The sequence below is a fragment of the Acetobacteraceae bacterium genome (genome assembly GCA_039613835.1).
Lineage (GTDB): Bacteria > Pseudomonadota > Alphaproteobacteria > Acetobacterales > Acetobacteraceae > Sorlinia.
In genome coordinates this window covers 97,456-109,499 of the sequence record CP154827.1, presented here as the reverse complement: position 1 = coordinate 109,499, position 12,044 = coordinate 97,456, and the positions used below count along the sequence as shown (strand labels likewise).

The following is a 12,044-nucleotide window of genomic DNA, read 5'->3' as shown; positions in this document are numbered from 1 at the left end:
ACCTCATGAAAACCGTATCAGCCAAATCGTCCCGTAATATAATCCTGCGTCTGTTTCTGACGGGGGTTGGTGAACATCTTGTCGGCGTCTCCTACTTCCACCAGCGCCCCCATATAAAAGAAGGCCACCTGGTCCGCACAGCGCGCCGCCTGCTGCATATTATGCGTCACAATCGCGATGGTGAAATCCTCCTTGAGCTCATCCAGCAGCTCCTCAATCCGCGCTGTTGAGATCGGGTCAAGCGCGGAGGTCGGCTCATCCAGCAGCAGGACTTCCGGCCGTGTGGCGATGCTGCGGGCGACGCAAAGACGTTGCTGCTGCCCGCCGGAAAGCCCCGTCGCCCCGTCTTTCAGGCGGTCGCGGACTTCCTTCCACAATGCCACGCGCGTTAAGGCATCCTCAACGCGCATATCCATTTCTGAGCGGGATAATTTCTCATGAAGTCGCACGCCGAAGGCGATATTTTCATAGATCGACATGGGGAAAGGTGTCGGTTTCTGAAAAACCATGCCAATCCGCGCCCGCAGCACATTCACGTCAAGCGACGGGTCAAGGATATTGACCCCGTCAAATGTCACCTGCCCCTCGGCGCGCTGGCCGGGGTAGAGGTCATACATGCGGTTGAAAACCCGCAGCAAAGTGGATTTACCACAGCCGGAAGGCCCGATCATGGCCGTGACGCGCTGTTTAAGAAAATCCAGATTGATCTTCTTAAGTGCCTGGTGATGTCCGTAATAGAAACTGAGGTCCCGTACGGCAATGACGGCATCCGCCTTGATGCGCGCCGTGTCCCGCTCTTTCAGTGCTTCAGAAGCCTGACTCATGCAATCTGCCTATCCTTTAACGACCACTGTTGCGAATACAGAACCGTGCGATAATATTGATGCCCAGCACGCCGATCGTCACGATCAGCGCGCCTGCCCAGGCCAGGCGCACCCAATCCTCATATGAGGCCGCGGCATATTGATATATGGCAAGGGGAAGACTTGCCATCGGCCGGCTCAGGCTGAATGACCAGTTCTGATTACCCAGTGATGTAAATAAAAGCGGGGCTGTCTCCCCACTGACCCGCGCCAGTGCCAGCAGGATACCGGTCAGCACGCTGGGCGCGGCGGCGCGCAGGCATAAAAGCAGAACGACGCGCCATTGCGTGGCCCCAAGAGCCGAGCCAGCCTCACGCATGGCTACCGGTACGAGGCGCAGCATATCCTCCGTCGTTCGCACAATGATCGGCACGGCCAATATGGCCAGCGCCACAGAACCCGCAAAACCGGAAAATCGATGGAAGGGCGCGACGAGGATTAGATAAACGAAAAGTCCGATCAGGATGGATGGCGCGGAGAGAAGCACGTCGGAAACAAAGCGCACCGTAAAGGCGAGGCGCTCACCGCTTCGACATTCAGAGAGATAGATCCCGCAGCCCAGCCCGATCGGCGTCGCCATCAGCAGGCCGATAAATGTCTGGATCAGGCTGCCAACGATCGCATTAGCAAGGCCTGAATGATGGCCTGGTGGCCCCATCGGGACCAGAAACGTCGCCAGCGACATGCCGGCGAGACCATTTTTAAGCAGCGTCCATAAAATGGAGACGAGCATAATGACGAGGCTCACCGTCGCCAGAATTCCGAGGAGTGTGGCGAAACGGTCCGCCATATGGCGACGCCGCAGGATACCGCTTCTTCGCCACCCATGATGCTGGGGATGCGGTGCCTGTGAAAGGTGTTTCATGCCTGTTTACCGCGCAGCAGCCATCGCGCTGCACCCAGTGTCGCAAAGGAAAGGACCATCAGGATAAATCCGAGGGCAAGCAGGGATGATAATTTGAGGCTCCCCGCGGCGCTCTCGGGAAATTCAAGCGCGATAAGCGATGCCACGCTGTTGCGGGGGGAAAAGAGTGACCAGCCCATGATATTAACATTGCCGATGACGAAGGTCACCGCCATCGTCTCACCCAGCGCGCGCCCGACGCCGAGGACGATCCCACCGATTATCCCCGTCCGCGCCCAGGGCGCCACGATGCGGCGCATGACTCCCCACCTGTTTGCACCCAGGCCGAAAGCACTCTCCCGCAACATGGTCGGCGCGACTTTGAAGACGTCGCACATGATGGCCGTCATAAGCGGCGTGATCATGATCGCGAGCACGATTCCGGCGGACATCAGCCCGAGGCCGTAAGCCGGCCCGTTTACGAGATCCTGAATGAAAGGAGTGTGCCGAAAGTGATGATGTAAAAAAGGCTGCACATGCCGCGCCATGAAAGGCACAACGACAAAAAACCCCCACATCCCGAAGATAATGGACGGCACAGCAGCGAGAAGCTGGATGGCGGAGGCAAAAGTGGCAGCAACAATGCGCGGCGCAATGAAAGTCAGCCAGAAGGCGGTGCCGAAGGCAATCGGCACGGCGAGCATCACCGCGATGAAGGTTGATGCCACTGTCCCGAAGACAGGCGCGAGCGCACCATATTGCTGCGTCACCGGGTTCCAGACATTGGAGATGATGAAATTGAGGCCGAAATGGCGAAAGGCGGCGAACCCGCCAACCCCCATACTGACGACCAGCCCGCCCAGCGCAAGCAGCACGATGAGCGCGCAGAGGCACGCCACACCCCGAAAAAGGCGATCCCCTTTCCAAAATGGCGTTTCGCCAATCTGAGGAATGGATCGACCGACGTCTCGAGCATCGGAGATAAGCGTCATATGTGTGTCGGACCCTAACCTGACCGGAAAGCAGACTGGACAATAAAAACCAATCCGCTTTGCTGACGACCCGGTTATAACGCGAATGCGCCCGAAATCGTCAAGGGCTCGAATCGCGACCCACGCGGCGCACTGCGCCATGCACCGCTTCCGCGCCCTGTCATCCAGCCCGTCAAGGGGGGCTCCTCATGACGATTTTCCTTACCTGTCCTTGATGCGGGGTTTTTCAGCGACCTTTGTGCAAAGGATTTGTGAAGTTTTTTTGACAACGCCTCTGACACCCCATCTCTGCGCGCTGCATGTCACCACGATGCTCTGAGATAGTGAGACGGCCTGAAATATAACGGTTCTCAGGAAAAGCTTTTTTGACAGCGCATAAGGGAGACACCATACATAAAACAAGGACATTCTCTGTCGATTATTCTTAGGCTACAGGTTCCATCATGACTGCGCAGAGTTCACCATTCCGTGGACTGGTCGATTTTTACGAAAACGGCGTGGCACGCGGTTGGGCCATTCATCTCAATCGCCGCGACCCCCTTTATATCCACGTGCTGATTGATGGGCAGGAAGTCGCCGCGGTGGCGGCTGCGTCGCCGCGCCCTGACCTCGGCAGCCTCATAAAATCCGGCGAGCAGAATATTGGATTTACGTTTGACGTCCCGGCGCCCTATCTTGACGGTCAGGCACGTGCCCTCTCCTTCCGCTTTCCTGATGGCAGTATTGTGCCTGTCAGCGTCTCCGGCACGGGGCAGGACTTCACGGAAGAACTTTTGATCGGCGATGACGCCTCCCAGCAAATTACCGGCTATTTCGAAGGACTGCTCAGGGACAGGTGGTGGGTTGGGTCCTCATCCCGGGGGAAAGCAGGGCATTGGAAGGCGGGGCAACGGTCGCTTTATCGATTGACGGGCGTCATATTGCACGCGTCAAAGCGGATCGCTTCCGCGGGGATGTTGGCGAATCCATCGATGCGGATGGGCTCTGTGGCTTCTCAGTGCCCGTGCCCACGGCGTTTCGTGATGGAAAGCCGCATCTTTACGCTGTCACGGTCGAGCCATCAGGCGTGGAGTTTGTCAACAGCCCGATGCGATCATCCATCGCCGATGATCGGCTGGAGGCAGAACTTGTCGATGTGACAGAGACGATTAATCGCCTGCATCGCGATCTCTCAGCGCTGCGCCGCAAAATCCGTGACATCATGCCGCATGGCGGACATAGTCTTGCAGACTATGATAGCTGGGCCCGCGCTTACTATGCCCGCCTCCGCACCGCGGTTGATTATGAACGAACACGCACACCTTTGCCCGACTCTCCCCGCGTGTCAGTCCTCTGCCCCGTTTATAAGTCGATCCTGACGGATTTCATACAGGCGGTGCAATCCGTCATGGCGCAGACATACCCGCATTGGGAGCTCATTTTCATTGATGATGGCCGCGCTGATGCGACAATTTCACACAAGATCGATACGTTCTGCGCGGCGGATAAGCGGATGCGGGTCATCACGCTCCCGAAAAATCAAGGCATCGCCGGCGCCACCAATACGGGCCTTATGGAAGCGAAAGGCGATTATATCGCGTTTTTCGACCATGACGATGTGTTGGCTGATGTCGCGCTGGAAGTGATGGTCCGCGCTGCTCTGCGCACGCACGCCCAGTTCCTTTATTCCGACGAGGATAAGATTGACCTGCATGGGTGCTTCCGCGACCCGAATTTGAAACCGGATTTTTCTTATCGTTATTTGCTGGGCTGCAATTACATCTGTCATCTGACGATGCACGCGGCGCTCGCCCGCAAAATCGGCCTGCTCGATGGCACTTATAAGCGCGCAAGACCATGATTTCCTCCTGCGTGCGGTCGAGATATTGCAACCCTCGGAGATCTGCCATGTGCAGGATATTCTCTATCACTGGCGCATTACTGAAAATTCGACGGTGGCCAGTCTGAAAAATAAAAGCTGCGCTGTTGAAGCAGGGGTGCGGGCTGTCGCGGCGCATCTCAAACGGCGCGACCTCAAAGCCAGACCGGCTTCCATCGATAAGCTGACGATTTATGACGTGCGCTGGCAGTATCGGGGTCGCCGCGCGTGACGATCATCATACCCTTCAAAGATGAGAGCGATATGACGGAACGCTGTGTCACAGCGCTTCTCGATCGCACGCAATATGCTGCCTTCGATGTTATTCTCATCGATAACTGGTCAGTCACCCCGGCAGCAAAGCGCTTTGCCGCGCAGATGCGCAAAATTGAGGGCGTGACAGTTTTGCGAGTGAAGGAAACCTTTAATTTTCCCCGCTTCAATAATTTTGAAGCTCGGCATACAGATGCGCCTTTCATTTTATTCATGAATAATGATGTCGTCATTGAAAATGCTGCCTGGCTCCGCCTCATGGTCAATGAGTATCTCGGGGCGGAAGATGTCGCCGTTGTCGGGAATATGCTGCTTTATAAAGATGAGACCATCCAACATGCCGGTGTCATTATCGGCCCAGATGTGATCGGCGTACATGCCCATCGCCGTTTCGCGCTGCATGATAAAGGCTATATCGGACGCATCGCCCTGACGCATGAAGTCTCCGCCGTGACGGCGGCCTACATGCTGGTGCGGCGCGATGTTTTTCTCGCTGTCGGCGGGTTCGATGAGGATCATCTCTCGATTGCCTATAGGGCATCGCGTCCTTTATGTGGCGGACAGCGTGGCCCATCATCATGAGAGCCACTCCCGCGGCACGGATGACCGACCTGAGCATGAAACGCGATTTTTCCTGGAGACGCAGTTTATGCGGGAGAAATGGGCCGGATATGAGGATTTCGAGTCCGACCCATATTACGCGCATTACTTCCGCACCGATGTCACACCGTTCATGGATCTGCGCCGACCGGAGGAGATCTCCGCGCCGGACGAGCTTTAGGCCCGCGCATCGCGGGCCTCGTCTGTTGCGTCACTCCATCTCGGTGATTGATTTGCCGCTGGTGCGATATTCCTCAGCGACGCTGGCAAGGTAAATGCCAAACCCACCGAGAGATAGAAGCATCCCGACCCAACCAACGGCACTCCAGCCCAGGCCGGACGTGATGGCGATGCCACCCAGCCACGGCCCGACCGCATTGGCGATGTTAAACGCGCTCTGATTAAGCGCTGCCGCCAATCCCTCAGCCCCCACCGCCACAGCGAGAAGGCGGGAATTAACGACCGTGGCCAATCCGCCACTGGCGCCGATCATGAAGACATTGATGCATAAGGGGATGAACCGGTGCGCTGCCTCCGGGAAACCCGCCATGGAGGCCGCCCCCATCAGCAGCACGCCACCCAGCGTCGGCACCATGCGTCGATCCGCGAGGAAGGCACAAACAACCGTGCCCACCGTCATCCCAACGCCGAAAATCGCGAGGAGCACGGGCAGAAGCGTAGCGGGAACATGGGTGACGTGGGTCAGGATCGATGCGAGATAGGTATAGACGCAGAATACCCCCCCGAAACCGACCGCCCCGATTGCCAGGGTCAACCAGACCTGCTTGAGTTTCAGAACTGACATTTCTGAGACAATGCTCGCATTTTCCCTGGGGCGGACATCGGGTGAGAAGCGGGCAATTAGGACCATGGTGAGGGCAGCGAGGGCGGCAATAAGGGCGAAGGCCCAGCGCCACCCCACAAGCTGCCCAAGAAAATTGGCAAGCGGCACGCCGCAAATGGTCGCCAATGTCAGGCCGAGAATCACCCGCCCCACCGCCTGAGACCGTTTATTGGGCGGGACAAGATAGGAGGCGACAATCCCGGCAATGCCGAAATAAGCTCCGTGCGGCACGCCGCTGAGGAAGCGGAAGATCAGGAAGGCTTCGAAATTGGGCGCCAGCGCACCCAGGCCATTTGCAACACAATAAAATAACATCATTGCGATCAACATGCGCTTGCGGCTCATCCTGGCGGAGAAAAGCGCGATGATGGGCGCGCCGAAGCACACGCCGCACGCATAGAGGACAATGGCATAGCTGGCCTGCGGGTCCGTCAGGCCGAAACTGTGCGCGACCATGGGCACGATGCTCATGGTCGCGAATTCGGCCGTTCCGATCGCGAAGGAACCAAGACCAAGGGCAATGAAAATAATCAGATTTTCTTGGGATGTGCGGGGGATCACATCGTGATGGGAAGCGCCCATAAACTCCTCATTAAGTCTCACCCACCGGCGACAAACGCAGGCTTCGGCAGTTTATGTACCAAGAGCATGCCCCCAAGAAATAGTTAAGCCGGTTCAATGCGTCGATTGACTATTTTTTATTCAACTCGGCACGCGCTCAATCGTTCATCCCCGACGACGCGTGACGCGGCGGACAATCATGGGGACTTCTTGCGCAACATATGTTGTCGCGCCGCATTTCCCTCTTGATTTCAGCACGTGGGCGCACAACGATTAAGTTTGAACCCCTTGAAGGTCAGGGATTTATCCGCGTCAGCGTGGCGGCGGACTGGCCCAGTTTACAAGGCAAAGGACAATGTAATGACTTCCAGAAATATGATGCACACGACGCAGAATAACCTCAAATCCAACGCCAAGGCGGTCTCAATTGATACGCTCAATGCCCGCCTCGCGGATCTGATTGATCTCTCCCTCATCACGAAACAGGCGCATTGGAATTTGAAGGGGCCGCAATTCATCGGTGTGCATGAAATGCTTGATGGTTTCCGAGACAGTATTGACGCGCTTGTCGATGAAGTGGCGGAACGCGTGGTGCAGCTTGGCGGAACCGCTTTCGGCACGGCGCAGAATGTGACCAGCACGCCCTCCTGCAAGCCTTACCCGACTGATATTTATAAGATCGCCGACCATGTGGCCGCACTGATTGACCGTTACGGCACCGTCGCCAATAATGTTCGCGGCGCCATTGATAAGACGGATGACGCGGGCGACGCTGATACAGCTGACCTCTTCACGGAAGCATCGCGCGCTTTGGACAAGCATTTGTGGTTTCTGGAAGCTCACGTGCAGGAGCCGACAGGTGCCATGCGGGACGGCGACGATAAAGGCGCACGTTAATTTCACCTTTTGAATTGAAAACGCCCCCGAGGCGAACGACACGTTCAACCGGCTGGCGCAACGTTTGAGCGCCGATCGTGCCGCCGCGCTTTTAGGCGAAGCCGCAAGGCGTCCGCAGGTGGCGCAATTCGCGCGAGGGCGTGGCATGATGCAAACCACCTTTCCCGGCAGATTCCTCGGCCACGTTGCGCCGTATGGCGTTGAGCTGACCTGGCCCCATGCGAATCGCAGCAGGCAGCTCGACCGCCGATGGCGAAATCGAAGCGGCCCCACGATTCGCCAAGATGTCAACGCCGCGTTAACCGTCGATGCTCTGACCAACAGCCAAATATCGTCCAGCCTCAACGCGATCAGGGTCGGCTCAGCGGTAGCAACAAAATCGCGCGTGACGCGGGTCCGCCAGAGCCATCCGGAAAACGCGCGCCCACTTCCAGGCCGACCGCCTCATGGCCGAAAAACCCAGGCCGCGCATGGCCCTGACGCGCAATCGGACGGGCACGCTACGCAATCAGGAACGGGCGCATGTTCTGAAAGATATTGCTGCCGACTCGAGCGCAGCGACTCGGCCGACGGCGGAGGGGCAATGCGTGATCACGATGTCGAGCGAAAAATGAACCATTTGTAATGTCGACACGAAATTCAGCCCCCCTGGGGCGACCCGTTATCAAACGCTGTCCGAGGCTAAAGCGCGCTGAAATGAAGAGAGGCTGCAAAATTTCCTGAGAAATCAAATAGTAGCGAAGCCATCATCGTGAACAACCATGAGTTGCAGCCTGGATTCATTGCGCGTCAGTGGATAGAAGTCCGGCCCCTTAATATCCCCGAACTATCTGTATCTGAACTTTTCGTGAATAAATTATAGTAGCATTTTAAAACTGGATTGTTATCCTCGTCCCTAGGTTTGAGAGCCCTGCCAACTTAGGCGGACATGCTCACAACGGCTTCAGGGAACGGACAAATATTCAAGATCAAGATGATGCCAAGCGAGACCGAGGTGCTGTTTCCAGCCGGGGTACAATTGACGGAGTTGGAACACGAACTGCGTGAGGACAATATTCCGTTCGGCTGTAAATCAGGTGCTTGTGGCGCATGTGTCATCGAGGTGTTGGACGGCCTCGCGAATCTTAACAACAAAGAAGAAGACGAGGACGAATTTCTAGAGATGCTTGGCTTCTCTGGTCCAGGCTTCAGGCTGGCATGTCAATGCCAACTGAATGGTGCGATCACATTACGTGTCGCGAAATAAATCTATTCGATTCTTAGTAAAAAAACGAAAGGAAATTGTCATGAGTATTCAAAATCGTGTGAAGAATGTGAGTTATGACTATGATGGCGCGCCCTACATCAATGCACAACGTTCCGCGCAATTACGTGCGGAGATCGATGCCATCATCGATCGCCAGGTCGATAATTGGTACGAGACCGTGTGCCCTACGCCGCGCATCTTGAAGGCAAGTCAGTCAACTCCGCTTACTACCAGCGTCACCTGATCGAGACAGCATGGCGCATCCGGCTCCTCCGCGTCGCGGAGTCCAAAGCATTGGCGGAAATCGCCAAGACAAGCCCGCGGGCGGCACAGATCTGGGCGAATTATGAAAATGAAGAAATGCTCCATGACGAGCTGTTCATCCAGGATTTAACGCGCGCGGGCGTTTCCCGTGAGACCTTCCTCGAGACCGAACCCTATCTGTCGACAAAGCTGCTCGTCGGTTACTTCTCCTACCTGCTCGACCATGAAGGGTCGCTGGGCGTCGTCGTTTACTCCTACCTGGTGGAGTACGTGAACGTGAAGCTGGAGCCCCGGAAGATTGAGGCGCTCAAAGAGTCGGTCGGTGAGCAGAACATCTCCGGGCAGATCTCCCACTCCCATACTGACATCAATGATGATCACCCGGGCGAAGTCTGGCAGGCCGTGCGCCATTTGCTGCGTAGTGAGGAGAATATCGCTTCACTGAAACGCTACCTGGGGGAGCATCAGGACATTCTGGCGATGTAGTTCAAGGAGCTTCACGACGACAAGGTCGGCGCGCTGACCGAGACGCTCGCCGCTTAACACCAGCTATAGGAGGTACGCATCATGGAGAACGGTGGCGTTCTTATCTTGAGCCATTGCGGCTTCTCTTTCGCGGAGGATCTTATCGCTGCGATTGAGAAACGGGGATTGCATCCGTGGGTGGTGAGTTCCAGGCCATTGCCTGAGCACGGGGATCAGCGTTTACAGATCCTCCGATCAAAGGAATGGCTCCTCTTCACCGTGGATTCCCACGAGCTTAAGCAAGGCGATGTTTTGAACACCATCGATTCTCTCCAACAGCAGGGCCTTCACGTTCGGGGATGCATCTCAGTATGGGAGGGTTACCGACACTTGATGGCCTATGCCAATGAAAGGCTGGAGGTGCAGGACGTGGCGCCTGCCCTCGTGCCGCTTCTGCGCAATAAGTTCTATGTCAGAAACGTTCTGCACGCAAGCGGCCTCAGCCAGGTCAAAGCCGAGACGTTGACGCCTGAACGCCTGCAAACCCTGCAGGGGACCGGCGCTGACTATTTCATCAAGCCGATCCAGGGCGTTGCGTCCTATGGCACCTTCAAGCTGACGCCGGATTTGACGTGGGCCACGCTTGAGCGGATTGCTGAACAGATTCGGCAGGATACGGTTTACGCCAATGTCATCGGTAGTGGCGTGGAGTTCCTTGTCGAAGACTATCTGGACGGGGCCGAGTTCAGCTTCGAGGCGCTGGTGCTGAAAGGTGAAGCCTTCATCCTCGCTATCCACGGAAAATGTGGGTTGACCGAGAATCGGGTCACTGTCCTTGAGGAAAGCTGCACCAGCCCACCGATCTCCATCGGCCATGAGGCCATCGCCGCTGGCATCAGCTGGATCCGAAGCGTTCTGCAATGTCTGGAAGTGGGTGAAGGCTGCTTCCACATCGAAACCCGTTTCAACGGAGGTCGATGGGATCTGATTGAAGCCAACCCGCGTATTGGCCGGCAGCCTGATTTCCCATAGCGTCGAGGCGCTGAATGGCGAAGCCAGCATGTTGACGCTTTGGCTCGATTTGCTGCTGGAAGGCGCGGCATTCCGTCCCACCCTGCAAAAACTGAGCTACCCGGATGATGGCGAGGCACCGGGTGAGACAGCCACCTTCTTCCGCGTCTACTTCGCGTCGCCAGGTCGTATCGCGCGCATTGTTGAAAACCCGATGCCATGGTCTCCACGGATCAAACAGGTTTTGTTGCAGGAGGAAGACGAAATTCCCGATGCCTCGTGCGAAGTCTTTATGGGCCAATTCCTTTGGCAACTGCCAAGGCAGGAGCGTGAAACGGCGTTCCCGTCTCTTCTGGCTAAATCCGCCGAGGCTCTGCAGGTTATTTATGAGTCGAATGAGATTGAGGTCGGCACCGCGCCGCCGCTGCTGCTGATTGTCGATTATAATCTCTCACACGTCGGTGATGTCGCGCACATCGTGCAACTCGTCCGCGACACTTACGATGCGGGGACTGTCCTTGTCCGACATCGTCCGGGAGAACTTGATAGAGCATTGTGCGACCATGTCGTCGATCTTGACCCGTTGGCGCCAGACTTCGTCGAACAGGCTTTGTTGCAATTGCAGCCACTGCGTTCCCGCCTCAAAGCGGGCCTGGTCTTCTCGGACAATGTCGTTCAGAGCGGTGCACTATTGCTTGAGAAGCTCGGACTGCCGGTCGATTCAGCATCGCTTGCGGCGGGTGCCTACAGCAAACAAGCCTACCGCAATTTGGAAACCAGCATATGGGATCTGCTGAAAGCCCAGCGCGTCATGGCACCGGCCCTCATCATAACAATCAAGGAGTATAAAAATGGAAACCTCTCGCCGTAAATTCCTTCAAGGGTCATCGACGATTGCCACTGCAGGAATGATGCTGGGATTAGCAAGTGGTAAAGCCCAGACTGCGGAGCGGAAGCCGACGCTTGATCCGTCCGATTGGACATCGGTACGTGCACAGTTCAATCTTGATCCCAAACTGGCCCATCTGGCCAACTTCTTCCTCGCCTCCTATCCGGCACCTGTGCGTGAAGCGATAGAGCGCTACCGCGACGCGCTCAACGCGAACCCCTATTCCTATCTGGATGACCATATGTTCATGCAGACCCGCGACATGCTGTGGCGCAATGTCGCCAAGGCGGCGGCGGAATATGTCGGCGGCAAGCCAGATGAAATCACCCTCACCGCCAGAACGACATGGGGACTATCGCTGATTTATAGTGGCCTGCAACTGCGCCCCGGTTAGGAGATCCTGACGACAACGCATGAGTTTTACGCGCATCATGAAT

The 12,044-nt window shown here is 56.4% G+C and carries 15 protein-coding genes; 11 read left to right on the top strand and 4 right to left on the bottom strand.

From position 1 onward, the window contains the following. Positions 1-17: 17 nt before the first annotated feature. The 3 genes from pstB to pstC form a co-directional block, all read right to left on the bottom strand. A complete protein-coding gene (gene pstB, locus AAYR33_00680) occupies positions 18-824 on the bottom strand; it encodes a phosphate ABC transporter ATP-binding protein PstB (GenBank protein ID XAO71532.1) in 807 nt (268 codons plus the stop codon). A 16-nt stretch (positions 825-840) separates the two neighbouring features. Beyond that, a complete protein-coding gene (pstA, locus tag AAYR33_00675) occupies positions 841-1,653 on the bottom strand; it encodes a phosphate ABC transporter permease PstA (protein ID XAO72321.1) in 813 nt (270 codons plus the stop codon). Positions 1,654-1,724: 71 nt separating this feature from the next. Continuing rightward, a complete protein-coding gene (gene pstC, locus AAYR33_00670; protein ID XAO71531.1) occupies positions 1,725-2,699 on the bottom strand; it encodes a phosphate ABC transporter permease subunit PstC in 975 nt (324 codons plus the stop codon). Between the two features lie 443 nt (positions 2,700-3,142). Between pstC and AAYR33_00665 the strand changes: the two genes are divergently transcribed. From AAYR33_00665 to AAYR33_00645, 5 genes are read left to right on the top strand one after another with little or no spacing between them, the layout of a single operon-like run. Next, positions 3,143-3,838 carry a hypothetical protein gene (locus tag AAYR33_00665; protein ID XAO71530.1) on the top strand — a complete coding sequence of 232 codons (696 nt, stop codon included), beginning with the start codon at positions 3,143-3,145 and terminating at the stop codon, positions 3,836-3,838. Beyond that, the gene (locus tag AAYR33_00660; GenBank protein XAO71529.1) at positions 3,787-4,539 is read left to right on the top strand and encodes a glycosyltransferase; all 753 of its coding nucleotides are present in this window, start codon (positions 3,787-3,789) and stop codon (positions 4,537-4,539) included. Before AAYR33_00665 ends, AAYR33_00660 begins: the two co-directional genes overlap by 52 nt. Continuing rightward, complete coding sequence (locus AAYR33_00655) at positions 4,511-4,789, top strand: hypothetical protein (protein XAO71528.1); 279 nt, start codon at positions 4,511-4,513, stop codon at positions 4,787-4,789. The genes AAYR33_00660 and AAYR33_00655 overlap by 29 nt, the downstream gene beginning before the upstream one ends. After that, positions 4,786-5,412, top strand: a complete 627-nt coding sequence (locus AAYR33_00650) for a glycosyltransferase (protein XAO71527.1) — start codon at positions 4,786-4,788, stop codon at positions 5,410-5,412. Before AAYR33_00655 ends, AAYR33_00650 begins: the two co-directional genes overlap by 4 nt. Then, positions 5,396-5,611, top strand: coding sequence for a hypothetical protein (locus tag AAYR33_00645; protein XAO71526.1), 216 nt, complete (start codon positions 5,396-5,398; stop codon positions 5,609-5,611). Before AAYR33_00650 ends, AAYR33_00645 begins: the two co-directional genes overlap by 17 nt. Before the next feature lie 30 nt (positions 5,612-5,641). Here the strand turns inward: AAYR33_00645 and AAYR33_00640 are convergent, their stop codons facing one another. Then, positions 5,642-6,877, bottom strand: coding sequence for an MFS transporter (locus AAYR33_00640; protein XAO71525.1), 1,236 nt, complete (start codon positions 6,875-6,877; stop codon positions 5,642-5,644). Positions 6,878-7,195: 318 nt separating this feature from the next. Between AAYR33_00640 and dps the strand changes: the two genes are divergently transcribed. The 6 genes from dps (at position 7,196) to AAYR33_00610 (ending at position 12,001) form a co-directional block, all read left to right on the top strand. Further along, complete coding sequence (dps, locus tag AAYR33_00635; protein XAO71524.1) at positions 7,196-7,732, top strand: DNA starvation/stationary phase protection protein Dps; 537 nt, start codon at positions 7,196-7,198, stop codon at positions 7,730-7,732. Positions 7,733-8,660: 928 nt separating this feature from the next. Continuing rightward, on the top strand, positions 8,661-8,978 hold the full coding sequence (locus tag AAYR33_00630; protein ID XAO71523.1) for a 2Fe-2S iron-sulfur cluster-binding protein: 318 nt from the start codon (positions 8,661-8,663) through the stop codon (positions 8,976-8,978). 165 nt (positions 8,979-9,143) lie between these two features. Beyond that, complete coding sequence (locus AAYR33_00625; protein ID XAO71522.1) at positions 9,144-9,728, top strand: iron-containing redox enzyme family protein; 585 nt, start codon at positions 9,144-9,146, stop codon at positions 9,726-9,728. Between the two features lie 81 nt (positions 9,729-9,809). Beyond that, entirely contained in the window at positions 9,810-10,739 is a 930-nt protein-coding gene (locus AAYR33_00620; GenBank protein XAO71521.1) for an ATP-grasp domain-containing protein, read from the top strand. Further along, entirely contained in the window at positions 10,714-11,589 is an 876-nt protein-coding gene (locus tag AAYR33_00615) for a hypothetical protein (GenBank protein XAO71520.1), read from the top strand. The genes AAYR33_00620 and AAYR33_00615 overlap by 26 nt, the downstream gene beginning before the upstream one ends. Further along, positions 11,570-12,001, top strand: a complete 432-nt coding sequence (locus tag AAYR33_00610) for a twin-arginine translocation signal domain-containing protein (protein XAO71519.1) — start codon at positions 11,570-11,572, stop codon at positions 11,999-12,001. The genes AAYR33_00615 and AAYR33_00610 overlap by 20 nt, the downstream gene beginning before the upstream one ends. The last annotated feature ends 43 nt before the right edge of the window (positions 12,002-12,044 follow it).

Coding starts and splice junctions, on each gene's coding strand:
- pstB (XAO71532.1), bottom strand. CDS start 824: ATGAGTCAGGCTTCTGAAGCACTGAAAGAGCGGGACACGGCGCGCATC.
- pstA (XAO72321.1), bottom strand. CDS start 1,653: ATGGCGGACCGTTTCGCCACACTCCTCGGAATTCTGGCGACGGTGAGC.
- pstC (XAO71531.1), bottom strand. CDS start 2,699: ATGACGCTTATCTCCGATGCTCGAGACGTCGGTCGATCCATTCCTCAG.
- AAYR33_00665 (XAO71530.1), top strand. CDS start 3,143: ATGACTGCGCAGAGTTCACCATTCCGTGGACTGGTCGATTTTTACGAA.
- AAYR33_00660 (XAO71529.1), top strand. CDS start 3,787: ATGCGATCATCCATCGCCGATGATCGGCTGGAGGCAGAACTTGTCGAT.
- AAYR33_00655 (XAO71528.1), top strand. CDS start 4,511: ATGGCACTTATAAGCGCGCAAGACCATGATTTCCTCCTGCGTGCGGTC.
- dps (XAO71524.1), top strand. CDS start 7,196: ATGACTTCCAGAAATATGATGCACACGACGCAGAATAACCTCAAATCC.
- AAYR33_00630 (XAO71523.1), top strand. CDS start 8,661: ATGCTCACAACGGCTTCAGGGAACGGACAAATATTCAAGATCAAGATG.
- AAYR33_00620 (XAO71521.1), top strand. CDS start 9,810: ATGGAGAACGGTGGCGTTCTTATCTTGAGCCATTGCGGCTTCTCTTTC.
- AAYR33_00610 (XAO71519.1), top strand. CDS start 11,570: ATGGAAACCTCTCGCCGTAAATTCCTTCAAGGGTCATCGACGATTGCC.